A 23,621-nucleotide genomic window follows, 5' to 3' on the forward strand; every position below is an offset into this window, starting at 1 on the left:
TTCGGCCGGACTCCTGGGGCCGCCCCTGGTCCAGGCGGCCCCGGTTGGCGATCAGGAGGTCGGCACCGCCGGGGCCTTGCCATCCTGCGGAGGGGTGGCCGGAGGCTGGGGGCTCTTGTCGGCGGCGGGCTTGAACTCCAGGTGGACGGAGCCGTCATACTTGTTATCGGCACCGGTCGCGCTGTCGATCGCCCATCCGATGGCGCCGCCGGCGATCAGGTTGCCGACGGTCATGCCCGCCACGTCGGACTTGTTGAAATAGCTCGCCTTCTCGAAGCCGTCCTTCGTGCATTCGACGTTGATGTCGTGCTTGGTCTTGTCGATCTTGACCTGGCCCGGCGTGGGGTTGACCCGGCCGATGACGATGCCCTGCCGGACAAGGGCGCAGTCGGCGCCGGCCGGGTTGGTGCTGACGGAGATCACCTGGGAGGTGCCCTCCGTGATGCTCGAACAGGCGGAAACCGCCACCGCCGACAGCAGCAGGGCGGCAAAGCGTGCTTTCATTTATCGACTTCCCTTTTTCGAGGCTCCGCGGAAAGGCGGGCGGCCGACAGTCGGCACTTATCGGGACGGGAATATACCTCGAAGGATAGGCTGTTTCCGGTTTAAGTGGTTCCGAAAGGGGGCGCCGATTGCCGCAGTGCCGCGCCCGAGGGGGACCGGATGGCTCAGCGGAACGACCACAGCATCGACAGCGGCAGGCACACCCTCCCCGCCCCTATCGGCATCAGCTTGTCGCCGAGACAGAGGACGAAGCCGGCCGACCCGGCGGCCTGGTCCTTCGAGCACCAATGGAAGAGGTTCCAGGCGCTCCGCGTCAGGTCGCGCGTCTTTTCCAGATCCATGTAGACAATGATCCCGCCTATGGCTGGTCCAGGCCGTTCTCCGGAAGGGAGTCGCGGGAAAATCTGCTATTAGATAGCGGCAAAATCTCCTATTAGACTTGCTGAGTGACTCTGGCCGGGAAGCCGGGATCGTGCCGCCAGGATCCCTCACCGGCCGGGCGCTGCTTCGCCGCCCCGAAGCTTCCTCCGGGCGGGGCTGCGGCTCCCGACATGCTCGGAGTAGGACCGCGTGATCTCGGCCCCGAACAGGAAGATGGTGGCGGAGTAATAGACCCAGAGCAGGATCACCACGAAGGACCCGGCGGCGCCGTAGGCCGAGGTGACGCCGCTGGTGCCGAGATACAAGGCGATCAGGGACTTGCCGATGGTGAACAGGACGGCCGTGACGGCGGCGCCGAGCCAGAGATCCTTCCAGGGTATCCTGGTGTCCGGGAGGGCGCGGTAGACCAGCGCGAACAGCACCGTGAAGACGACCAGGGAACTGATCAGGTTGGCGGTCCAGACCAGCCCGTAGGCATCCGGCATCAGGCTCTCGTACCACCGGCCGAAGGCGGCCAGGATCGCGCTGACGATCAGCGACACGATCAGCAGGAAGCCGATCACGCCGATCAGGGCAAGCCCTTTCAGCCGCACCTTGACCAGCCAGGTGATGGTGGAGTTTCCGGGCGGCTCGGCCTTCCAGATGCGGTTGAGCGAGGTCTGGAGCTCGGCGAAGACGGTGGTCGCCCCGACCAGGATCGTCGCGATGCCGAGGATGCCGGCGAAGGTCCCGGCCTGGGCATCGCCGGCCCGGGCGGCCAGCCCTTGCAGGGTCGTCACGGCGTCCTCTCCGATCATCCGGCCGATCTCGTCCATCAGGGCGCCCTGCGCGGCCTCCCGGCCGATCACCAGCCCCGCGACCGCGGTGACCAGGAGCACGAACGGGGCGAGCGCGAAGATGGTGTAGAAGGCGATCGCCGCTCCCCGCGTCATGGCCTCGTTGTCGATCCAGCCCATCGCCGCATCGTACAGGATCTTCCAAACCAGCCCGATGAAGCCCATGCCCGCACCTCCCCGATGATCCCTCCCCGATGATCCCTCCCCGAAGATCCCGGGGCCGGATCAGTCGCCGCTCTCCAGCATGGCGCGCACCTTGGCGAGCAGCGACTTGACGGCGAAGGGCTTGCTGAGAAGCTGGGTGCGGGGACCCAGCGGCTCGTCGCCCAGCGCCGCGTTGTGGGCGTAGCCGGTCAGGAACAGGACGGCTAGGCCGGGCCTGATCCGTCTGGCGATCTCGGCGAGCTGGCGGCCGTTCAGGCCCGGCAGGCCGACGTCGGTCGCCAGCAGGTCGATCTTGGCGTCGGACTCCAGCACCCTGACCGCGGCCTGGGGCTCGGCCGCCTCGATCACCCGATAGCCGCGGTCCTCCAGCGACTGGACCAGGAGCATCCGGACCAGCGCCTCGTCCTCGACCACCAGGATCGTCTCGCCCTCCTCGGTGTCCTCGGGCTCGGGCAGGACCGGCGCGGCCTCCTCGGGGACGGGGCCGTGGTGGCGCGGCAGGTAGAGCTTGACCGTGGTCCCCTTGCCCTCCTCCGAATAGATCGCGACATGCCCGCCGGACTGGCGCGCGAAGCCGTAGAGCTGGCTGAGGCCCAGGCCGGTCCCCTGCCCGATCGGCTTGGTGGTGAAGAACGGCTCGAACGCCCGGGCCCGCACCTCGGCCGACATGCCGGTGCCCGTGTCGGTCACGCACAGGACGACATATTGTCCGGGCTGAAGCTCCATCTCCGCGGCGACATAGACGTCGTCCAGGTGGCCGTTCGCGGTCTCGATCGTCAGTCGCCCGCCATTCGGCATGGCGTCGCGGGCGTTGATCGCGAGGTTCAGCAGCGCGTTCTCGACCTGGTTGGCGTCGGCCCAGGTCCGCCACAGGCCGCCCGCCAGGACCGCCTCGACCTGGATCGCCTCGCCGACCGACCGCTGGAGCAGTTCCTGCATGCCGCCGACCAGCGCGTTCAGGTTGAGGCTGCCGGGCTGGAGCGGCTGGCGCCGCGCGAAGGCGAGCAGCCGCCGGGTCAGGGTCGCCGCGCGCTCGCCCGCCTGGGTCGCGGCCCGGACGTGCCGCAGCAGCCGTTCCTGTCCCGCCAGCCCCTCCTGGAGCATGTCCAGGTTGCCCAGGATCGCCTGGAGCAGGTTGTTGAAGTCGTGGGCCACGCCGCCGGTGAGCTGGCCGACCGCCTCCATCTTCTGGGCCTGGCGAAGCGCCTCCTCGACCCGCTCGCGCTGGGCCGTCTCGGTCTCCAGGTCGCGGGACTGCTCCTCGACGCGGCGTTCGAGCTGCCCCGCGGCCTGCTCGATCTGCTGGAGGTGCGAGCGGGTGCGGTACTGCCGGAGCCGGGCGCGCTCCGCCGCCCGGGCGGCACTCTTGAGCGTGTCGGCATGGATCGGACGGTCCAGGAGCGTGACGTTGCCGAGCTGACTGTAGAGATCCCAGCGCGCCCGGCGGCCCCTGCCGTCCCCCCGGGAGGTCAGCAGGATCACCGGGATGTCCGACCAGGGAGGCTGCGCGTCGAGGCACTCCAGCAGCTCGCCATAGCCCGGAAGAAGCGCCTCCTCCGTCATCAGCAGCGCGGTCGCGTCCCCGCCCAGGTCGCGGCACATCTCCGGCAGGTCGGCGCAGATGCGCGAGGCGATGCCGGCCTCGTCCATCACCAGCCGGATCACCTCGGCGTCCCGGCCTCCCGGGGCCAGGACCAGGATCGGAGCCGATGGGAAGGGATCGTTCAGCCGCCCTCTCCCTCTCGGCGGGGCAGGGAATCGAGCTTGCCCTCCAGGCTCGGCACGCCGGTCAGGACGCCCCGGAAGTTCAGCAGCTGCGGCCCGACGCGCATGCCATTGGGGAAAAGCTGGAACTCGCGGATCGCGAGCTCGTGGATGCCGGACCGTTTCTTGACCACCGAGATCGCCTTGCGGACCTCGCCGCCCGCCTCGAAGAACCGCAGGAGCACGACGGTGTCGCTGATGAAGGACAGGTCCACCGGGTTCTCGACGTTGCCGACGATGCCCTGCTGGGCCAGGATCAGGATGGTCACGACGCCGCGGTTGTTCAGATAGTTCAGCAGCTCGTGCAGCTGGAGGATCAGCGCGGTCTCCTCCGGCATGGTGTTGATGTAGGAGTTGAGGCTGTCGATCACGACGACGCGCGCGTCGAAGTCCTCCACCTCCCGGCGGACCTGCCAGACGAACTCGCCGGGCGAAACGCGCGATGGGCTGGCCCGATGCCAGCCGAGCTGCCCGGAGTCGACAGGCCCCGCGATATCGATCTCCAGGGAGGCGCTGCGGTCGGACAGGGTGTCGAACGTCTCGTCGAAGGAGAAATAGGAGGCGTGCTCCCCGGCCCTGACGGCCGACATCGCGTATTTCAGCGCCAGCGAGGATTTGCCGACGCCCGAAGGGCCGACCAGCATGGTGGTGGTGCCGCGGGTCAGCCCGCCGCCGAGCAGGTCGTCCAGTTCCTTGAGGCCGCTCGACATGTTGGAAGCCTCGAACCTGACGCCGTGTTCCTGGGATATCAGGCTGGGGAAAACCATCACGTTGCCCGACGTGATCGCGAAGTCGTGCCAGCCGCTCTGGTAGTCGGCGCCGCGCATCTTGGCGACGCGCAGCCGGCGGCGGGACGCGCCGTAGGTCCGTTCGATCATCTCCAGGGCGATGACGCCGTGCATCAGGCTGTGCAGCTCCTTGCTTCCGAGATGGCTGGTCAGGTCGTCCAGCACCAGCGTGGTGCAGCGGCGGCCCTGCAGCGCCTGCTTCAGCGCCAGGATCTGCCGGCGATAGCGGAGCTGGTCCTGGGCGATCAGCCGGAGCTCGGACAGGCTGTCGATCACCACGCGGTCGGGCTTGTCGGCGGCGATGCGGTCGGTGATCAGCCGCATCGTCTCGCCCAGCTCGACCTCGGCCGGGTAGAGCACGGATTGCTGGCGGTCCAGTTCCGCCTCGATCGGGATCAGGTCGAACAGGTCGATGCCCTCCAGCGACCAGCCGTGGCTGGCGGCGGAGGCGACAAGCTCCTCGGTGGATTCGGACAGGGTGATGTAGAGCCCCCGCTCCCCCTTCTCGCGCCCTTCCAGCAGGAACTGGAGGGCGATGGTGGTCTTGCCCGCACCGGGAGCACCCTCCAGCAGGTGCAGCCTGTGGCACGGCAGGCCACCCCGCAGGATCAGGTCCAGCTCCGGGATACCGGTCTGCAGCTTACTCAACGATACCGGCTCGGGCACGCATGACTCCCTGTTCGATCGAACGGCCGGGAGGCGCCGTTGCACGGCACGACACCTCCGGATGGATGCAACGGATTGGAAGCTCGATCGGTTCACCGCGGCCGCCGAATTCGGGAAGGCGCTTCCCGGAGACCTGCAGGCGCCCTGCCCTTTCCGCATTCCAGGACCGCGGTCCCAGGAAAGCCCCGTTTCGGAGAGCAAGGGTTTGTCGTCTTATGTTCCTGTCGGTTTCAGTATTTCGACATATCCAGCCGACTCATCGTGAAACAACTGATTTACGATGAGTCGGCTCGGGAAAGCCCCGCACCGATGCGTGCGGGGAGGGGATGATCAGCGGCGGGAAGTGTTCAGCGCCGCGTGGGCCAGGAATCCCAGCCCGCCGACCAATGCCACGCCGGCGGCGAAAGCCGTGGCCCGCGCGGCTCCGCCGCTGGAGGTCAGGCGCAGATGGTGGCGCGGCAGGCCGAAGCGGCCGCGCATGCGGTGCCGGCCGGGCACCGTCCCGAACAGGTTGTCGGGACGGCCGGGTGCGTCCGGCTCGGCCGTGAGCTGACCCTCGACCGCGTTGTCGGCCAGATAGTGGTCGGCGAAACCGGGCAGCGCGTAGTTGCCCAGGATCGCCTGCATGGCGGATGCGCCCAGCCAGACCTCCCGCTCCGGCCGGTCCGCGACCCGGACGACGGCGCGGCCGATGTCCTCCGGCTGGAAGATCTTGCCCATGGGCCGCGCGCGGCGGGGCATGTGGCTGCGCGCCCAGTCGAACTGCGGCGTGTTGACCGCCGGAAGCTGGACCATCGAGACCCTGACGCCGCTGCCGTCATGGATCAGCTCCGAGCGGAGCCCGTCGATGAAGCCGCGGATCGCGGCCTTGGCGCCGCAATAGGCCGCCTGGAGCGGGATCGAGCGGTATGCCAGGGCCGACCCGATCTGGATGATCGTCCCGCGATTTCGCCTGGACATGTGGCGCAGCGCCGCCTGGATGCCGAAGGCCGAGCCGAGATACGTCACCTCCGTCACCCGGCGCAGCTCCTCCGGCGTCAGGTCGCGGACCCGCCCGAACACGGTGACCATGGCGTTGTTGACCCACACGTCGATCGGCCCCAGCGCGCGCTCGACCCGGTCGGCGGCGTCGGCTACCGCCGCCTCGTCCGCGACGTCCAGGGGCAGGACCAGCGCCCGTCCGCCCAGCCGCTCGACCTCGCGGGCGACCTCGTCGAGCGCCTCCTTCGACCGGGCGATCAGGCCGATCGAGGCGCCCCGTTCGGCGGCGAAGGCGAGGGCGATGGCACGGCCGATGCCGGCGGACGCGCCGGTCACGCAGACGACGGGGGCGGTTTCCATGATGGACCTCTTTCGGCGGCAGGATGAACGTTATCCAGCCAACCCCCGGCGGGTCGCCGAGTTCCAACGGACTTCCCCGGCCGGCCGGCCGGCGCCGCTCAGCCGCTCCCCGCGTCCGCGCCGGCGGTCAGCAGCGACGCGACGGAGTCCTTCAGGACGGCGGCGCTGACCGGCTTGACCAGGACCGGCGCCTTGGACCAGCGTTCGCCCGGCCCGCTGACGGAGTCGTATCCAGTGCAGAACAGGAACGGCACCCCCATGCCGTCCAGGATGGAGGCGACGGGGAACGAGGGCTGGCCGAACAGGTTGACGTCCAGGACGGCGGCATCGGGCCGGGTGGTCCGCGCCAGGTCGATGGCCTCCTGCAGGCGTCCGACCGGCCCGAGCACGCGATAGCCCGCGGCTTCCAGTTCCCGGGCGATCGCCGCGGCGGTCAGCGCCTCGTCCTCCACGACCATCACGGCGGCGTTCCTCACGGCCTTCCGGAGCTGGTCGTTGGCCGGCCGGGGAACCGGAGCGGTCGGCGCCCGCACGCCGCTCGTCTGGAAACAGTCCGGCGGAAGCACCATGCGCAGGCAAAGGCCGGTCCGGCGCCAGTCGCGGAACAGTTCTCCCCGGAGCTGGCCCTTGACCGTCCGGTCGGTCACGAAGGTCCCGAAGCTCGACCGCGTCGGAGCGGACACCGGCGGTCCCCCCTCCTCCCGCCAATCGACGACGAGCCTGCGGCTTGCCGGTTCGATGGACCAGGATATCGTGACCCGCCCGCCGGGAGCGGAGAGCGCGCCGTGCTTGGCGGCGTTGGTCACCAGCTCGTGAAGCACGATCGATACCGCCTGCGCGGCCTCCGCCACGATGGAGACCGGCGTTCCCGACAGGCTGGTGCGCCTGTCGCCGGCGAGCGCCTCCACTTCGGCCTGCACCATCGCCTCCAGGTCGGCGCCCGACCAGCGGGTCGTGGCAAGCAGGTTATGGACGCGCGCCGTCGCCGCGATGCGGCCCTGGACGGCCTCGACGAACTGGGCCGGATCGTCGGACCGGCTCAGCTGCATGATGGACTGGACGACGGCCAGGGCGTTCTTGGCGCGGTGATCCACTTCGCGCATCAGCAGATGCAGGCTCGCCTCGGCCTCCTTGCGCTCCGTCAGGTCGGCGGCCATGGTGACCACCAGCCGCCGGTTCAGGCTGTCACGGCCGATCTTGGCGGAGCGGAACGACCATACCCGCGTGCGGCCGTCCGCCGTGCGGACCTGGAACTCCCCCTCGTCGATCGGCCGGCCGAGCGTCAGCATCCGTTCGATGCCGAAGGTCCTGCCCCGCCCTTCCGAGCCGAAGGCGCGTTCCTCCCAGTCGCCCAGGGTGGCGATCTCTTCGCGCGAGTAGCCGGTCGCCTCGAGCAGCGTCCGGCTCACATGCACGATGTCCCCGCCTTCCGCATGCACGATGATCGGAAAGGGAGCCCCCTCCACCACGCGCCGCAGGCGGGCCTCGCTCTCGATCAGGGCGGCCTCGCGCTTGCCGATCAGATCGGCCGCGTCCCGCAGCGCGTCGCCCATCGCCTCGACCTCCACGACGCCCCGGCCCGGGACGACGACCGGGCGGCCGGCGCCGAGCGCCATGGCGGCCTGGCCGAGCTCGACGATCTGGCGTGCCAACCGGCGGCCCACGAACAGGGCGGTGCCGAGCCCGATGAGGAAGAAGAGCGCGCCGCCGCCCGCGAACAGCGCCAGGGTCCGGCGCCAGGGCGCCGCCACCACGGATTCGGGGACGCTGACCCCGACCATCCAGCCGGATACGCGGGTCCGCTGGTAGGCTTGCAGCGACGAGACGCCGTCCAGGTTCTGCGCGGACTGGATGGCCCCCGGCATGTTCCTCATCCTGGCCCACAGGTCGTCCCGGAGAGGGGTTCCGACGAACTCCTCGGCCCGGTGCGAGCGGCCGATGAGGATGCCGTCGCGGTCGACCAGGCCCGCAACCCAGCCCTCGGGCAGGCGCTCGGGGGCCAGGATTGCCTGGAGCCGGTCCAGCCCGATGGTCAGGCTGAGGAGATAGCGCGGTTCGCCGCCGCGGGGCACGGGCACGACGACGATCAGCACCGGCGACCGGGCGACCGCGCCCATGAGGTGCCCGGAGACCTGCGGCTTCCCGGTCTCGATCGCCCGCCGGTCCACCTCGAAGCTGTCGTTGCGCGGCAGGGGCGTTCCCCAGGGAACGCGCGTATTGACGAGCTGCTGGCTGGTGAGGTCGCGGACCAGCACATTGGTGCCGAGCAGGTCGCGCACCTGGGCGGCGCGCGGGTAGAAAGCCTCGAAATCGCCCTCCAGGAGGGTTCCCGACGTCGCCAGGACCTCGGCGCCAGCGATCAGCCGGCCGACTTCGCGGTCGATGTCCTCCGCGAGGAGTCTCGCCCTGTCCTGGACCTGCCGGCCGGTCATCTCGGCCTGGTCGTTCGCGTCGCGATAGAGCAGAAGCATGCTGAACAGCGCGAGCGGCAGGACGCAGGCGGTCACCAGCAGCACCAGCCATGTCCGGACACGGAAAGAAGGCGAAGGACCGGAGGAACGCGGTTGGAAAGACCGGGCGGTTTCCCCGTCCGAAGTATCAGACATCAGCCCTCGAATTCCGCATCAGCTCTCACCGCCGATCTATTTCGCCATGCCATGTCACGGCACAGATTTCAGGTGGCCATTATACTCGCGGAGGCTACTATAAAGCCCGACGCAAAGGGGTAAATAGTTAATCTGCAAAAACAAGGCCCGCCGCCGGAGAACTCCGCGCGGCGGGCCCCGGTTCAGCTTCCGACCGGGCCGCCGTCCTGCTTGGTGACGACCACCACCGACGGCCGCGGCGGCATGCCGGGCTGGAAGTCGGGCCAGCGGGTCAGCGGGTTCGCCAAGGTGGAGTTCTCGCCCTCCGCGGGGTGCTGCACGGCCAGGAACAGCGTCTTCCCGTCGGGCGTGAACTCCGGCCCGCACATTTCCGCCCCGGCCGGGCAGCCGAAGAAGAACTTCACCAGCGCCCGCCCCGGCCCTTCCAGGTCGCAGGCGTACATGCCGTCCGGGATGCCGTTCTTGGCCTGCGCCTCGCCCTGGTCGGTCGAGATCCACAGCCGCCCCTGCGGATCGAAGGCGCAGTTGTCCGGCGAGGACAGCCACACGTCCGTGGCCGGATGATAGGCCGCCTTGTCCTTTTCCGAGGCGGGATTGCCGGCCAGAAGCACATGGTCCCAGCGGAAGGTTTCGGCCGCGTGGTCGGCCTCCCGGCCGGCGCCGCCGGGCGGGATCAACTCGACGATCTGGCCGTGGCGGTTCTCGGGGCGCGGGTTGACGGCGTCGACCTGGCTCCCCTTGCGGCGCGTGTTGTTGGTGCACATGACGTAGACGCGGCCGTTGACCGGGTTGGGCTCGACGTCCTCCGGGCGGTCCATGGGCGTGGCGCCGAGCAGGTCGGCGGCGCGGCGGGTCTCGATCAGCACCTCGGCCTGGCTCTCGAAGCCGTTGGCCGGGGTCAGCGGTCCCTGCCCGTGGACCAGCGGAAGCCATCTCACGGTGCCGTCGTCGTCGAACTTGGCGACCGACAGGGTCCCCTCGTCGAGCAGGTCGCGGTTGGCGGCCCGGTCGTCCGGGTCATAGGTGCCCTTGGTGACGAAGCGGTAGAGATAGTCGAACCGCTCGTCGTCGCCCGAGTACAGCACGACGCGGCCGTCCTTGTTGAGGATGCTGGTCGCGCCTTCGTGCTTGAACCGGCCGAGCGCCGTGCGCTTCACCGGCACGGACGCGGCGTCGTAGGGGTCGTACTCGGTCATCCAGCCGAACCGGTTGGACTCGTTGGGTTCCTTGCCCAGGTCGAAGCGGTCGGCGGTCTCGTGCCACCAGTAGCGCGACTCCGCCGAGATCCCGTAGCGTTTGTAGTGCTTGGCCTGCGGCGACGAGTCCGGATCGCCGCCCCCGAAGTAGCCGTTGAAGTTCTCCTCGGAGATCAGGACCGTGCCCCACGGCGTCTTGCCGCCGGCGCAGTTGTTGAGCACGCCATGGACCGTGGTCCCGTCCGGGTCGGCGTTGGTCCGCATGCGCGGGTGCCCGGCGGCGGGGCCGGAGATGCGGCAGGCCGTGTCCATGGTGATCCGGCGGGCATAGGGGCTGCCGTCGACCACGGACCAGCGCCCGTTCTCCTTCCTGACCTCGATCACGGTATGGCCGTGGGCGGCCATCTCGACCTTGGTTTCCTCCGCCGTGGTGCCGCGCTCCTTCAACTTTCCGTCCGCGCCGGCTTGGAACCAGTCGGCGAACATCAGCTCCGGCGCCGTGTATTCGTGATTGATGCCGAGAAGCCCGTGTTCGGAACTGTCCGAGCCATGGGGCAGCGGCAGATAGCCGATGTAATCGCAGTTGTAGCCGAACTGCTTCTCCTGGGCGGCGCCGGTCAGGTTCTTCGGGTCGAACGCCGGCGCGTCCGGCATCACCTTGTCGCCCCAGCGGATCAGCAGGTCCACGTCGTAGCCGGGAGCCACCTGGTGGGAGTCGAGGATGACATGCCTGGGCTGCGTGAAAGTGAGGGTCGAGGCCCCTTGCGCCGCCGCGTCGGACGGCCGCAGCACGCTGCCGGCGGCTCCCGCCGCGAAGGCGGCGCCCAGGGCGGTGGTGGTGCCGAGCAGACCTTTCAGCAGGTCGCGCCGGCCGGTCCGCATCCCGGAGACTTCCAGGAACGGGGTATTGGTGGAATCATTGCTGCCGATATCGTCGGAGTCCTCGACGACGATGGGTCCGAAACGCTGGTCCAGGCTTTTCGCCATGGTCTCCCTTTCTCTTTTTTTGTCCGGCCATTCTTGCGGGCCGGCACGGACAGGCTAGCCCTGGCCGGGCCGGCTGTCATCCGTTCAGGCGGATCAAGCACTTAAGGACAGCGGGTTTCGCCGGGGCGAAGCATGCCCATATGTACGGGGCGGCACGCGCAGGGCGGCCCCAAGGCGTGCCGTCCGGGAGAAAGCATGGGACTGATCTTCGATGCCGGTTCGGACCCTCAGCGCCGCGCCTTCGCGGAGCGGGCCGTCCTGCGCCAATGGCTCCGGCATCCCGAGATGGCGCAACGGTACGGCGACGAGGGCCGCAAGCGCTGCGTCGAGGACATGCAGTACACGCTTCTGTACCTGGAAGCCGCCACCAGCACCGGCAGCCTGGAGCTGTTCCGGAACTACACGGAATGGCTTCGCTCGATCTTCATCTGCCACAACCTCGACGTCGCGGACCTGGCCGGGACGCTGGAATCGCTTCTGGAGATCTTCACCGAGCGCGGCGACGTGCTGCAGGCCGAGTACCTGACCGATTCCCTGCGGCTGATGGACAGCATGGAGGACGTTCCGGCGAGCCGGATCGCGGAGAACAATCCCCACAAGGCCCTGGCGACCGGGTACCTGAAGCTGCTGCTCGACCAGGACCGGCAGGGCGCCACCGACCTGATCATCAACGCCGCCGACACCGGCATTCCCCTGACCGACCTCTACCTGAACGTCCTCCAGCCCTGCCTGCACGAGGTTGGCCGGCTGTGGACGACCGGGCAGCTCACCATCCCGCAGGAGCATTACGTCACGACGGCCACCCAGGCGATCCTGGCCCAGCTGCAACCCTATGCCGCGTGCCGGCCTGGCAACGGATCTGGCAACGGTCGGCGCCTCCTGGCCGTCAGCATCGACGGGGACCTGCATCAGATCGGCATCCAGGTGGTCGGCGACGTCTTCACCCTGAACGGCTGGGAAACCACCCATCTCGGCGCCAGCGTCCCGGTCGGCGACATCGTCAGGGTCGTGCGGGCTCAGAAGCCGGAGCTGCTGGCCCTGTCCGTCACCATCGCCCCGAACCTGCCCAAGGCCGCCGCCCTGATCCAGGCCCTGCGGGCCGATCCGGAATGCGGCGGCACCCGGATCATCGTCGGCGGCTATCCCTTCAACCGCTGCCCCGACCTGTGGAAGCGGATCGGCGCCGACGGTTATGCCCGCGACGCCGCCGCGGCGGTCGCCTGGGCCGACAAGCGGTTCGCGCTGCCTGGGCAGGACCCGGCATAGGGCGCCCTGCCCTTCAGCGACGCCCCTCAGTGACGCGCCGCCTCCTCCAGCATCAGCGTGCGGACGTCGGCCAGCACCAGCCGGGGGTCCAGGAAGTCCAGGCTGTAGATGTTGCGGACGCGCCGCTCGCCGTCGATCAGGTAGACCCGGAGCTGATGGGCCAGCGGCCCGTTGGGGTCGTCCGGGTCGGCCTTGCGCAGCACCCGCTGGTCGTAGGCGGCCAGGATCTTCTCCAGCTCCCCCTTGTCGCGGGCGGTCAGGAACCGCCAGTCGGCGCCCCGGGGGACCCGCAGCGCCCGGGCTTCGGCGGCCATGACCTCCGGCGTGTCGTGGTCGGGGTCGAAGCTCATGGTGACCAGCCGCACCCCGGCGGACAGGGCCGAGTCGGCGGCCGTGGCCTCGTGCAGGTCGCGCATCATCGCGGTGCCGAGCGGGCAGACGTCGCCGCACCGGGTATAGATGAAGCTCAGGACCATGACCTTGCCGGCCATCAGGTCGTGCAGGCCGCGCACCGCCCCCGTCTCGTCCAGGGCGGTGCCGTCCGCCGCCGGGGCGAGCGGCGGCAGGCGGTAGGTTCCCGGCTTCGGCGGATCGTAGTCGAACCCGCCGGGATGGTGCCCGGGATCGGCCGACGCCGACGCCGCGAACAGGAAGAGGGCGAGACCCAGGGGAAGGACCGGCGCGCGCACGGCGCTCCCCGCTCAGTTCGCGTAGAGGCTGGCGGCACCCAGCCGCATGATGTGCGGCCGGCCCAGCTTCTCGGCGTTGAAGTCGATGGTGAAGCGGTGGTGCAGGCGCTTTCCGTCCCAGTCGTAGCCCTTGATGAACTGGTCGTTGTCGGCGCCCTTCTTGTCCCAATTCGCCAGCAGCGAGGTGGTGAAATAGACCCGCCTTCCGTCCCAGGACTGGGAGACCATGTTGACCTGCCTGCCGATCGTCTCCTCGTAGATCTGCTTCGGCGCATGCGGGTCGCTGACGTCGAACACCCGCACCTTGCCGTCCATGAAGGTGTCCACGAACAAGGTCTTGTCGTCGGCGCTGAGGCTGATGTCCACCGGCAGCGGGATGTCTGACGGATTGCCGATGTCGGCGACCGCCTTGGCCTTCCACTCGCCGTCGGCGTCCAGATGGATCAGCCAGATCTTGGAGGTCAGCGCCGTGGTGGTGAAGGCATAGTCGTGGGTCGGCCCCCAGGCCCAGCGGATCTCCAGCGGCGCGCCCGGCACGTGGAACACCTTGCGCGGCTTGCGCTCGTGGAAGTCCCACAGCACGACGGTCTGGCCGAAGCGCTTCATGGCCTCCGGGTCCTTCAGCATCTCGCCGAAGTCCATCATGTAGTTGGACTTGCCGGTGAAGGACGAGGTCAGCAGCGCGTTCCTGCGCGGCAGGACCCGCTGGTCGTAGCCGTAGCCGTCGGCGACACTCTCGACCTCGGCCCCGCGGGGGTCCTCGGCGGTCGGCATCCAGTGCGCGGCCAGGAACCGGCCGTCGTTGGTGTATTCGACCAGCGCCGTGCGCCCGCCCCCGTCCTTGGCGTTGGACAGCCCCGACATCAGCATGCGTCCGGGCAGGGCATAGGCGCCGTGCGGCCCGACCACGCCGCCGCTGGCTTGGACGAAGTCCTCGATCGTGCGTTCCAGCTTCGGGCGGGCCGGATCGGTGTGGATGTCGAAGACGAAGATCCGGCTGGTGTCCAATCCGCTGGTCCAGAAATAGCGGCGGTCGTCGGTGAAGCCGCCATGGTGCGCCTCGTTGCGGCTGCCGACCGGGGCGCTGGCGATCACCTTGCCATAGGTCGCCGAGCCCGGCCGGACGTCAACCGTCACCAGCTTGTCCGACCCGTCGCCCATCCCCTCGACGCCCAGGGTCCAGACATAGACGTAATCCTCCTGCCCGGTGATCTTGGGCATGAAAGGCGACATGCAGGTCTCGTCCGCCACGGCCGGCGCCACGGCCGTGGCGAGCAGCAAGCCCGCCGCCCCGATGAACCGACGCAGGACTCCCCCGACCGTTCCCATCGCTCACCTCGCGCGTTCGCTACCCGAGGCCGCATTATTTACCATAATTCCCCAAGCCGGGGAGAGGCGCATCGGGACATCCGGGACTCATCCGGAGATGCACGCAAGTAAACATCGACGAAACCGAAGGTGACGGCACGCCGGCGGGCGGCCGCGTTCCGGGGGACCGGACCGGGCCAGAAGGTCGCGGCGGCCGCCCGACCCTTGCCGATGGTTGCGGGAGTATGATGCTGTTCGCGCGACCACTACCCGACCGGCGCCCGCGACGATGCAAGCCTCCGATTCCCTGTACCACCGCCTGTTCTCCGACCCGGTGATGATCGAGCAGCTCGTGGCGCTGCTGTTCCGGATCGAGATCTGCGACCGGCCGGACGACCTGCCCGGCCTGGTCGCCCAGGCGGTGGCCTGGTTCAAGGACCATCCGGGCCACGCGACGCTGCGGCTGGCGTTCGGCGATCTGGTGGCGCACGCGGTCGCGGGCTTGGTCGGCGCCCCGCCGGCCGCGACGGTGCCGATGGATATCGAGGAGGTTCAGGGCTGCTGGCGGAACCCATCAAGAAATGGGAACAGGAACTGGCCGCCAATGTCGGCGGGGCCGAGGCCGCGCGCCGGGCCGGCTATTCGGCCAAGGGCGCCAAGCAGCGCGGCGCGTGCCTGATGGCCCGGCCGGAGATCCGCATCCGCGTCGATCAGCTCCGGGCGGCCCGCTCCGCCGGGATCGAGGTCGAGTTGAAGGAGGCGGCGGAGACGGTCAAGGCGATCATCGCCGACGCGATGGAGAAGAAGCAATGCGCCCTGGCGCTGCGCGCCGTCGAGCTGCGCCGGAAGCTGTGCGGCATCATGCTGGACAAGCGCATCCCCCATCTGTTCACGGCCGCCCCGCACCCCGACGCCGACCTGGAGGCGCACGACCCCGACCCGGCCGAGGAGAACGACGGCCGCCTTGCCGGCGCCGCCGTCGAAATAGTGACCTCGGATAGTGACCCGGCGCCAGGATCGAAGACAGCCGGCGGGCCGTCGCCCAAGCCGGCGCCCTTCGCCCCGCGCCGGGCGCCCGCCCTGATGACCTCGACCTCGCTGACTCCGCCGCTCCCGATGCCCCAGCCCCTGCCGATGCCGCTCAGCGCCGCCGGGTGACCCGGTCCACCAGATAGACGATCGAGCGATAGGGCACGCCGGCATGTTCCGACAGGCCGATCTCGCAGGTCCGGTTGGAGGAATAGCCGCCCTCGGCGTCCCACGGCACCGCCTCCGGCAGGCGGCGCAGCGCATGGTCGTTCAGCTCCGGCGTGGCGAAACCCTTGTCGCCGGCGAAGCCGCAGCAGCCGACGCCCTCGGGAACCACGACGGTCTCCGCGCAGGCCGCAGCCAAGGCGGTGATCCGGTCGCCCAGGCCCATCCGCTGGGCCGAGCAATTGACATGGACCAGCACGGGCGCCGTCTCCTTCGCGACGACGTCCAGGCGCGGCATCACGTGGTCGTGCAGGAACTCGATGCTGTCCAGCACGGTCAGCCGGCCGGCCAGGGTCCGCTTCAGCCGCAGGGTGCAGGCGGAAGCATCCATCACGATCGGGATCCGCCCGCCGTCGCTGGCCTGGGCGAGGGCCGCCGCCATCGCCTCGGTCATGGCGTCCGCCGTCTCCGCCAGCCCCTTGCTCTCGAACGCCTGGCCGCAGCACAGGCCGCCGAGGCCCTCGGGAAAGACGACGCGGAAGCCGGCCTTGCCGAGCAGGGCCGAGAACCGCTCGGGCACCCCGTCCCGCTCCGGCGCGTCGGGCGAGGCGCCGAAGGTCCGGGTGGCGCAGCTCGGCACATAGACCACCGGCGTGCCGGCCGCATCGCCGCCGGCGGACGGAACGGCGCCGGGGGCCGGGAGCGACGGCCCGACCTTGGGGACGCGCCCGCCGGACAGCCGCCGCAGCGATCCCGCCAGGGAGACGGTGGCGGTCCGGCCGATCACCCGGCGCGACAGCGCCGCCGCCCCCAGCCCCAGGCGGGCCGCGGCCAGGGCGCCGCCGAAATGCCGCGCCGCGAGGCTGCCGATCCGGCGGCGCAGCGGCGACTGGGACCGGCCGCGCAGCGCCTTGGTCAGCAGCCCGGTCTCGATCCCGACCGGGCAGGCGGTGGCGCACAGCCCGCAGGCGGCGCAGGTATCCAGCCCCTGGTAATCGTACAGGCTGCGCAGCCCGGCCTCGCGTTCCGGGTCCGCCCCGGTGTCGGCCAGGCTGGAAATCTCGCGCCAGCCGACGATGCGCTGGCGCGGCGTCAGGGTCAGCCCGGCCGACGGGCACATGCGCTCGCAGAACCCGCATTCGATGCAGGTATCGACCAGCGGGTCCGCCTTGGGCATCGGCTTCAGGTCGCGCAGGTGCGCCTTGGGATCGTCGTTCAGGATCACGCCGGGGTTCAGGATGCCGAGCGGGTCCAGCAGCGCCTTGATCTCGCGCATCAGAAGATAGGCGTCGCGCCCCCACTCCATCTCGACGAAGGGCGCCATGTTGCGGCCGGTGCCGTGCTCCGCCTTGAGCGAGCCGTCATAGGTCTCGACAACCAGCTTGCAGACATCGTCCATGAAGGCGGCGTAGCGCTCCACCTCGGAATCGATCGCGAAATCCTGGGTGAAGACGAAGTGCAGGTTGCCGTCCAGGGCGTGGCCGAAGATGATCGCCTCGTGGTAGCCGTGCTTGGCGAACAGCGCCTGGAGGTCCAGGGTGGCGGCGGCCAGGTCCTTGATGGGAAAGGCCACGTCCTCGATGATCACCGTGGTGCCGGCCCGGCGCACCGCGCCGACCGCGGGGAACAGGCCCTTGCGGATCTTCCACAGCTTGCCGTACTCGTCCGCGGCCGAGGTGAAGGCGGCCGGCCCCAGGGTTGCGACGCCGGCCAGGACGGAGGCGATGTCGCGGATATTGGCGTCCAGGCCGGCGCCGTCCTCGGCGCGGGTCTCGACCAGCAGCGCGGTGACGCCGTCGGCCAGCCCGCGGATCTCCGCCGGCATGCCGGGCTTGTCCTCGACCGAGCGGAGCGCCGGCCGGTCCATCAGCTCGACGGCGGAGACGGGGGCCGGCTTCAGCAGCGCCACGGCGCGGCAGGCCTCGCCGATGTCGGGGAACAGCAGCAGCGCGCTCGCCTTGTGGGCATGGTCGGGCACCGTGCGGTAGGTCACCTCCGCGATGAAGCCCAGCGTTCCTTCCGATCCGATCATCAGGTGCTGGAGGATCTCGACCGGGTCCTCGAAATCGACCAGTGCGTTGATGCTGTAGCCGGTGGTGTTCTTGATCGCGAACTTGGCGTGGATGCGGGCCGACAGGTCGGCGTCGGCCCGGGTCGCGGCGCCCAGACCGGCCAGCCGGTCCAGCAACCCGCCGTGGCTCTGCCGGAACCGCGCCAGGCTGTCGGCGTCCCCCGTATCGACCAGGGTGCCGTCGGCCAGCAGCAGCCGCATGGAGACCAGCGTCTTGTAGCTGTTGTCCGACGTGCCGCAGCACATGCCCGACGAGTTGTTGGCGGCGATGCCGCCGATCTTGGCGCTGTCGATGGAGGCCGGGTCCGGGCCGATCTTGCGGGCATAGGCGGCAAGGCGCCAGTTGGCGTCCGCCCCGAGCACGCCCGGCTGAAGCCGGACCAGCCCGCCGCCCTGCTCCACCACGATCCCGTTCCAGCGGTCGCCCAGCACGACCAGCACGCCGTCGGTCACCGCCTGCCCGGACAGGCTGGTGCCGGCCGCGCGGAAAGTGACCGGCAGCCGGTCGCGGCGGCAGGCGGCCAGGATGGCGGCCACCTCCTCCTCGCTCTCCACCTTGACCACCACCCGGGGGACCAGCCGGTAGAAGCTGGCGTCGGTGCCGTAGGCCAGCAGCCGCAGCGGGTCGCGGATCACCCGCTCGTTCCCGAGCAGGGCGGTGAATTCGGCGATCGCGCCGGCGAAGGCATCGGCGGCTGGGTCGGCCGCCCGCGAGGGTCCGGGGAGGGAGGTTCCGTCTGGCATTCCGCACGCCTTCCTGTCGCCGGCGGGATGGCGCCGGTCGGCTGTCGAGAAACAGGGAAGCCTTCGGGAGACGCCCGGCATGGCGGGAACGGTGGCGCCCGGCGCGGCAGACATGCGCGCGGCCCGGCGGTTTCCGGCGTTCCTCCGTCATGCGGCCGTCTCCTCCGGGCCGCTGCGATCACGGATACGCGAACTTACCGGTGTCGTAAAGCGGTAAAATGTTTTTGCCAAATACCGGAAGCAAGGCGAACAGGCTATTTTCCCTTGCCCGTCACGAGGTTGACGCCCTGCTGGCGGCGCAGTGCGACCTCTAGCCGCGCATCCGCCCGCTGGGCCTCGCGCAGGGCCTCGGTGGTCGAGGCGATATGGGCGTCCGCGGTGGCGCGCGCCGCCTCCGGGTTGCCGGCGGCTATGGCGTGGAAGATCGCCTGATGCTGGCGCAGGAAGCTGTCCCGGACGCCGCGGCGCAGATACAGGCTGGTGCGGTCGTAGAACACGTTCTCGCTCATCATGCGGATGAACTGCCGCATGATGCCGATCATCACCTGGTTGTGCGCGGCCTCGTATATGGCCAGGTGGAACTCCGCGTCGGCCGCCGCCTCGCGCGAGGGATCGTCCAGGCCGTGGGCCTCCTCCATGGCGGTCAGGCAGGCCCGCAGCCGCTCGATGTCCGCCGGGGTGGCCCGCTCCGCCGCGAAGGCGGCCGACGGCCCCGCCATCATCCGGCGGAACTCCAGGTAGTCGAAGGCGGTCTCCGGATGGCACTGGAGCAGGCGGGTCAGCGGGTCGGCCTCGGCTGCGGCGTCCGCGGCATCCCCTGGATCGGTCGCGTCGGATGTGTCGGTCATGGGCCGATGATACCGAACGGCCCTGCGGCACTTCAACGCCTGCGACATCCGCGACACCCTTGAAACGCATTTTTCCATGTACAAGGCGCCGGTTTTTGATTTATCCACCATGATCACAGCCGGTACATTAATTTTACCAATGTAGTCCAGGCTGGCAGAAAATAAACCGCAATCCGCCGCGACGCGCCCCGACAGGCCCGGGCGCGGCAATCTAGAGTGGAAACAATATGCAGCCCTGGATGCAAATCTATGACCCGGCAGGCAATCTGTGGGTCTCCGCGCTGGTCGCGGCGCTTCCGATCATCTTCTTTTTCATGGCGCTGGCCGTCTTCCGGATGAAGGGCCACGTCGCGGCCACCATCACCGTCGCCCTCGCCCTCGCCGTGGCGATCCTGTTCTACGGCATGCCGGTCGGACAGGCGCTGGCCTCCGCCGGGTACGGCTTCGTCTACGGCCTGTGGCCGATCGCCTGGATCATCCTGACCGCCGTCTTCCTGTACAAGGTGACGGTGAAGACGGGCCAGTTCGACATCATCCGCGCGTCGGTCGTGTCGATCACCGAGGACCAGCGCCTCCAGATGCTGCTGGTCGGCTTCTCCTTCGGCGCCTTCCTGGAAGGGGCCGCCGGCTTCGGAGCACCGGTCGCGATCACCGCGGCCCTCCTGGTCGGGCTGGGCTTCAACCCGCTCTACGCCGCCGGCCTGTGCCTGATCGCCAACACCGCCCCGGTCGCCTTCGGCGCCATGGGCATCCCGATGATCGTCGCCGGCCAGGTGACGGGGCTGGAAGCCTTCAAGATCGGCCAGATGGCCGGCCGCCAGCTGCCGCTGCTCGCCGTGTTCGTGCCGTTCTGGATCGTCTTCATCATGGACGGCGTCCGCGGCGTGCGCGAGACGTGGCCGGCCGTGCTGGTCGCCGGCTCGACCTTCGCCTTCGGCGTCTATTTCACCTCCAACTTCATCGGGCCGGAGCTTCCGGACATCACCTCCGCCCTGATCAGCCTGGTCAGCCTGACCCTGTTCCTGAAGGTGTGGAAGCCCAAGCGCATCTTCCGCTTCTCCGACCGGGAAGCCGGCGCCCCCGTTCCCCGCGCCGTCGGGGCCGCGGTCACGCCCACCGCGGACTATGCCACCTATGGCGCCGCCGCCACCTACACGACCGGGCAGGTCATCAAGGCGTGGTCGCCCTTCCTGGTGCTGACCGTGATCGTGACGATCTGGAGCCTGGCGCCGTTCAAGGCGGCCTTCGCCAAGGCCGGCGCCTTCGCCTCCACCGTGTTCTATTTCCCGATCGAGGGACTGGACAAGCTGGTCACCAAGGTCGCCCCGATCGTCACCTCGCCCAAGCCCTACGACGCCGTCTACAAGCTGGACCTGATCTCCGCGACCGGCACCGCGATCCTGCTGACCGCGCTGATCTCGATCTTCTTCCTGCGCATGCGGCCGGCGGCGGCCGTCGCCACCTTCGGCGAGACGCTGATGGAGCTGCGCCGCCCGATCTACTCGATCGGCATGGTGCTGGCGTTCGCCTTCATCGCCAACTACTCGGGCCTGTCCTCGACGCTGGCCCTGCTGCTGGCCGGGACCGGCAAGGCCTTCCCGTTCTTCTCGCCGGTGCTGGGCTGGCTGGGCGTGTTCCTGACCGGGTCGGACACCTCGTCCAACGCCCTGTTCGGGGCGCTCCAGGCGACCACGGCCCAGCAGCTCGGGCTGTCCGAGATCCTGATGGTCACCGCCAACACCACCGGCGGCGTCACCGGCAAGATGATCTCGCCGCAGTCGATCGCCGTGGCCTGCGCCGCGGTCGGGCTGGTCGGCCGGGAATCGGACCTGTTCCGCTTCACGCTCAAGCACAGCCTGTTCTTCGTCACGATCATCGGCGTGATCACCGTCCTCCAGGCCTATGTCTTCACCTGGATGATCCCCTGACGGCACGGCATCGGAGGCGGGGAGGCCGCGCCTGACGGCGCGCGGCCTCCCCGTCCGCCGTTCCGCCCGGTTCGGCGACATCGGGGCGTGGGGAGTGTTGGGCTGGGGCGGATCCGGTCAACCCGACCGATCGAATGTCCGGAAAGATCGAACCATGCCCCTGCTGACCTACCACGCCTCCCACGAGCAGTTCCCCCCGAGCCGGCTGGTGGAACTCGTCCGCCGAGCCGAGGCCGCCGGCTTCCAGGGCGTCTTCTCGTCGGACCACTACCACCCCTGGGCTCCCTCCCAGGGACATTCCGGGTTCGTCTGGTCCTGGCTGGGCGCCGCCATGCAGGCGACGTCCCTGTCCTTCGGGCTGATCACCGTGCCCGGCGGCTGGCGCTACCACCCCGCCGTCCTGGCCCAGGCGGTCGCGACCCTGGGGGAGATGTTCCCGGACCGCCTGCCCTGGATCGCGGTCGGCAGCGGCGAACTGGTCAACGAGCACATCACCGGCGGCGAGTGGCCGGAGAAACCCGAGCGGAACGAGAGACTGAGGGAAGGCGCGGAGGTGATGCAGGCCCTGCTGCGCGGCGAGGAGGTGACCCGGCGCGGCCGGATCACGGTCTCCGAGGCGAAGCTCTACTCGCTTCCCCGGCGGCAGACCAGGCTGGTCGGCGCCGCGGTCAGCGAGGCCACGGCCGAGTGGCTGGGCGGCTGGGCCGACGGCCTGCTGACCGTGGGGCACGGGCCGGACTCCGTGCGCAAGGTGGTCGAGGCGTTCCGGCGCGGCGGCGGCGAAGGCAAGCCGGTCTATTTCAAGATGGATCTTTGCTGGGCGAGGAGCGAGGAGGAGGCCCTGCGCCAGGCCCACGAGCAGTGGCGCTTCAACATCCTGGGCGGCAGCGTCAATTGGGACCTGCGCACGCCGGAGGAGTTCGAGGCCGCCGCCCGCTTCGTCCGGCCTGAGGATTGCCGGGACGCCATCCACGTCTCCTCCGACCTGGGCCGGCTGGCCGGGTTGCTCGCCGAATACGCCGAGATCGGCTTCGCCGGCATCGACCTGCACAATGTCGGGACGGACCAGGAAGCCTTCATCGACGCCTTCGGCGAGCGGGTCCTGCCCCAGTTCGGCTAGCCCCTCAGCTTCGCCACGGCCGGCATGGCGACGTTGTGGACCAGGGGGATCAGCACGGCGCCCACGGCGATCCCCAGCAGGCCCGCCGCGGCGGCGGCCACGAGCCATTCGAGCACCGCGGAGACCGCGGGAACCGCGTGGCCGACCGCCGCCGCGAAATCATGGACCGCGTGCCCGATCGCCGTGAACCCGAACTCCTCCAGCCCGTGGATGATGATGCCGCCGCCGACCCAGAGCATCGCGGCCGTCCCGATGATGCTCAGCGCCTTCAGGAAATAGGGCATGCCGATGACGAGGCCGCGCCCAATCCCCTTGGTCACGGGACGAAGCGCGCGGTCGGCGCCGCCCGGCGGGTTGCCGCCGGCGCGCAGCCCCAGGATGCTGGAGACGGGGGTTTCGTTCTGGGCGAGGGACAGGCCGACGTCATCCGCCTTCACGATCAGCGCCACCGCCCCGTAGACGACCAGGGTGATGCCGGTGCCGACGATCGCCAGGACCAGCGCCTGGGTCCAGAACGAGGAGGTTGTCGCCGCGACCGTGGACAGGGTGATCGCCATGATCTCCGCCGACAGGATCAGGTCGGTCTGGATGGCGCCGCTGACCCGCTGCTCCTCGACCTCGGCCGGGGTTCCGGCCGGCACCACGCCGTCCCCGCCGTGGCCGTGGCCCGGGGCGTGGGGCCATATGGCCTCGTACAGCTTCTCGGCGCCCTCGTAGCACAGGAAGGCTCCCCCCAGCATCAGCAGCGGGGTGATCGCCCACGGCGCCACCAGGCTGAGGAACAGCGCCGCCGGCAGCAGGTAGAGCAGCTTGTTCTTCAGGGAGCCCATCGCGATTCGGCCGACGATCGGCAGTTCCCGCTCCGCGGCGAGGCCGACCACGTAGCGGGGCGTGACCGCAGCGTCGTCCACCACCACGCCGGCGGCCTTGGCACCCGCCCGCGTGGCCTGCGCGGCGGCATCGTCCAACGACGCGGCGGCGACCTTCGCCAGCCCGACGACGTCGTCGATGAGTGCGATCAATCCTGTGCTCAACCTTGAAACTCCCGTAAATCCGCGACGAAGCCGCCGGCAGAGTACCTGCCTCCCGCATCCAACACCGTTCGAGCCGATCGGTTTCGGACAGGGACCGCGGACGGGGCCGGCTGCCGCGCGGCACCGATCATATACAGGATAAAGATCGCCTTTTGGATCAGGAACAGGGATGCTCCACCCCTGTT

18 protein-coding genes are annotated in these 23,621 nt (G+C 69.5%); 5 read left to right on the plus strand and 13 right to left on the minus strand.

The annotated features are described in order from the left end of the window. Nucleotides 1–51: 51 nt before the first annotated feature. The 8 genes from JL100_RS33710 to JL100_RS33745 form a co-directional block, all read right to left on the minus strand. Complete coding sequence (locus tag JL100_RS33710) at nt 52–504, minus strand: hypothetical protein (RefSeq protein WP_202683000.1); 453 nt, start codon at nt 502–504, stop codon at nt 52–54. A gap of 164 nt (nt 505–668) precedes the next feature. Beyond that, nucleotides 669–845, minus strand: a complete 177-nt coding sequence (locus tag JL100_RS33715; protein ID WP_202683001.1) for a hypothetical protein — start codon at nt 843–845, stop codon at nt 669–671. 147 nt (nt 846–992) lie between these two features. Beyond that, nucleotides 993–1,886: a YihY/virulence factor BrkB family protein gene (locus tag JL100_RS33720; RefSeq protein WP_202683002.1), complete on the minus strand. Its 894-nt coding sequence runs from the start codon at nt 1,884–1,886 to the stop codon at nt 993–995. Between the two features lie 60 nt (nt 1,887–1,946). Further along, nucleotides 1,947–3,551: an ATP-binding protein gene (locus tag JL100_RS33725; RefSeq protein WP_323378636.1), complete on the minus strand. Its 1,605-nt coding sequence runs from the start codon at nt 3,549–3,551 to the stop codon at nt 1,947–1,949. A gap of 59 nt (nt 3,552–3,610) precedes the next feature. Then, a complete protein-coding gene (locus JL100_RS33730) occupies nt 3,611–5,086 on the minus strand; it encodes an ATPase domain-containing protein (RefSeq protein ID WP_228421738.1) in 1,476 nt (491 codons plus the stop codon). 348 nt (nt 5,087–5,434) lie between these two features. Continuing rightward, on the minus strand, nt 5,435–6,445 hold the full coding sequence (locus JL100_RS33735) for an SDR family oxidoreductase (RefSeq protein WP_202683004.1): 1,011 nt from the start codon (nt 6,443–6,445) through the stop codon (nt 5,435–5,437). Between the two features lie 98 nt (nt 6,446–6,543). Next, complete coding sequence (locus JL100_RS33740; protein ID WP_202683005.1) at nt 6,544–8,961, minus strand: HWE histidine kinase domain-containing protein; 2,418 nt, start codon at nt 8,959–8,961, stop codon at nt 6,544–6,546. A gap of 272 nt (nt 8,962–9,233) precedes the next feature. Further along, nucleotides 9,234–11,234 carry a PhoX family protein gene (locus JL100_RS33745; RefSeq protein ID WP_202683006.1) on the minus strand — a complete coding sequence of 667 codons (2,001 nt, stop codon included), beginning with the start codon at nt 11,232–11,234 and terminating at the stop codon, nt 9,234–9,236. Between the two features lie 195 nt (nt 11,235–11,429). On the opposite strand from JL100_RS33745, the gene JL100_RS33750 reads away from it, so the two are divergent. Then, entirely contained in the window at nt 11,430–12,500 is a 1,071-nt protein-coding gene (locus tag JL100_RS33750; RefSeq protein WP_202683007.1) for a cobalamin B12-binding domain-containing protein, read from the plus strand. Between the two features lie 26 nt (nt 12,501–12,526). On the opposite strand, the gene JL100_RS33755 is transcribed toward JL100_RS33750, so the two are convergent. Both JL100_RS33755 and mtoX read right to left on the minus strand, forming a co-directional pair. Continuing rightward, on the minus strand, nt 12,527–13,189 hold the full coding sequence (locus JL100_RS33755) for an SCO family protein (protein WP_202683008.1): 663 nt from the start codon (nt 13,187–13,189) through the stop codon (nt 12,527–12,529). A gap of 12 nt (nt 13,190–13,201) precedes the next feature. Then, nucleotides 13,202–14,518 (minus strand): methanethiol oxidase, encoded by a 1,317-nt coding sequence (gene mtoX / locus JL100_RS33760; RefSeq protein WP_202683009.1) that lies wholly within the window; start codon nt 14,516–14,518, stop codon nt 13,202–13,204. A 268-nt stretch (nt 14,519–14,786) separates the two neighbouring features. Between mtoX and JL100_RS33765 the strand changes: the two genes are divergently transcribed. Further along, complete coding sequence (locus tag JL100_RS33765) at nt 14,787–15,176, plus strand: hypothetical protein (RefSeq protein ID WP_202683010.1); 390 nt, start codon at nt 14,787–14,789, stop codon at nt 15,174–15,176. After that, on the plus strand, nt 15,176–15,655 hold the full coding sequence (locus tag JL100_RS33770) for a hypothetical protein (protein ID WP_202683011.1): 480 nt from the start codon (nt 15,176–15,178) through the stop codon (nt 15,653–15,655). Before JL100_RS33765 ends, JL100_RS33770 begins: the two co-directional genes overlap by 1 nt. Here JL100_RS33770 and JL100_RS33775 read toward each other — a convergent pair. After that, on the minus strand, nt 15,639–18,506 hold the full coding sequence (locus JL100_RS33775; protein WP_202683012.1) for an FAD-binding and (Fe-S)-binding domain-containing protein: 2,868 nt from the start codon (nt 18,504–18,506) through the stop codon (nt 15,639–15,641). The two genes, JL100_RS33770 and JL100_RS33775, sit on opposite strands and share 17 nt — an antisense overlap. A 254-nt stretch (nt 18,507–18,760) precedes the next feature. Continuing rightward, complete coding sequence (locus JL100_RS33780) at nt 18,761–19,354, minus strand: FCD domain-containing protein (protein WP_202683013.1); 594 nt, start codon at nt 19,352–19,354, stop codon at nt 18,761–18,763. A 227-nt stretch (nt 19,355–19,581) separates the two neighbouring features. Between JL100_RS33780 and lldP the strand changes: the two genes are divergently transcribed. Together lldP and JL100_RS33790 are read left to right on the plus strand one after the other, a co-directional pair. Then, complete coding sequence (gene lldP / locus JL100_RS33785) at nt 19,582–21,282, plus strand: L-lactate permease (RefSeq protein WP_202683014.1); 1,701 nt, start codon at nt 19,582–19,584, stop codon at nt 21,280–21,282. 154 nt (nt 21,283–21,436) lie between these two features. After that, a complete protein-coding gene (locus JL100_RS33790) occupies nt 21,437–22,402 on the plus strand; it encodes a TIGR03885 family FMN-dependent LLM class oxidoreductase (RefSeq protein WP_202683015.1) in 966 nt (321 codons plus the stop codon). On the opposite strand, the gene JL100_RS33795 is transcribed toward JL100_RS33790, so the two are convergent. Next, nucleotides 22,399–23,436, minus strand: coding sequence for a DUF808 domain-containing protein (locus tag JL100_RS33795; RefSeq protein WP_202683016.1), 1,038 nt, complete (start codon nt 23,434–23,436; stop codon nt 22,399–22,401). The genes JL100_RS33790 and JL100_RS33795 overlap by 4 nt on opposite strands. Between the last annotated feature and the right edge of the window lie 185 nt (nt 23,437–23,621).

Source organism: Skermanella mucosa (assembly GCF_016765655.2).
GTDB lineage: Bacteria > Pseudomonadota > Alphaproteobacteria > Azospirillales > Azospirillaceae > Skermanella > Skermanella mucosa.

Bases quoted from the DNA above. Each gene is read 5' to 3' on its own strand.
- JL100_RS33765 (WP_202683010.1), top strand. From the start codon at position 14,787: ATGCAAGCCTCCGATTCCCTGTACCACCGCCTGTTCTCCGACCCGGTG.
- JL100_RS33720 (WP_202683002.1), bottom strand. From the start codon at position 1,886: ATGGGCTTCATCGGGCTGGTTTGGAAGATCCTGTACGATGCGGCGATG.
- JL100_RS33735 (WP_202683004.1), bottom strand. From the start codon at position 6,445: ATGGAAACCGCCCCCGTCGTCTGCGTGACCGGCGCGTCCGCCGGCATC.
- JL100_RS33750 (WP_202683007.1), top strand. From the start codon at position 11,430: ATGGGACTGATCTTCGATGCCGGTTCGGACCCTCAGCGCCGCGCCTTC.
- JL100_RS33745 (WP_202683006.1), bottom strand. From the start codon at position 11,234: ATGGCGAAAAGCCTGGACCAGCGTTTCGGACCCATCGTCGTCGAGGAC.
- JL100_RS33770 (WP_202683011.1), top strand. From the start codon at position 15,176: ATGGCCCGGCCGGAGATCCGCATCCGCGTCGATCAGCTCCGGGCGGCC.
- JL100_RS33715 (WP_202683001.1), bottom strand. From the start codon at position 845: ATGGATCTGGAAAAGACGCGCGACCTGACGCGGAGCGCCTGGAACCTC.
- JL100_RS33790 (WP_202683015.1), top strand. From the start codon at position 21,437: ATGCCCCTGCTGACCTACCACGCCTCCCACGAGCAGTTCCCCCCGAGC.
- lldP (WP_202683014.1), top strand. From the start codon at position 19,582: ATGCAGCCCTGGATGCAAATCTATGACCCGGCAGGCAATCTGTGGGTC.
- JL100_RS33780 (WP_202683013.1), bottom strand. From the start codon at position 19,354: ATGACCGACACATCCGACGCGACCGATCCAGGGGATGCCGCGGACGCC.
- mtoX (WP_202683009.1), bottom strand. From the start codon at position 14,518: ATGGGAACGGTCGGGGGAGTCCTGCGTCGGTTCATCGGGGCGGCGGGC.
- JL100_RS33775 (WP_202683012.1), bottom strand. From the start codon at position 18,506: ATGCCAGACGGAACCTCCCTCCCCGGACCCTCGCGGGCGGCCGACCCA.
- JL100_RS33710 (WP_202683000.1), bottom strand. From the start codon at position 504: ATGAAAGCACGCTTTGCCGCCCTGCTGCTGTCGGCGGTGGCGGTTTCC.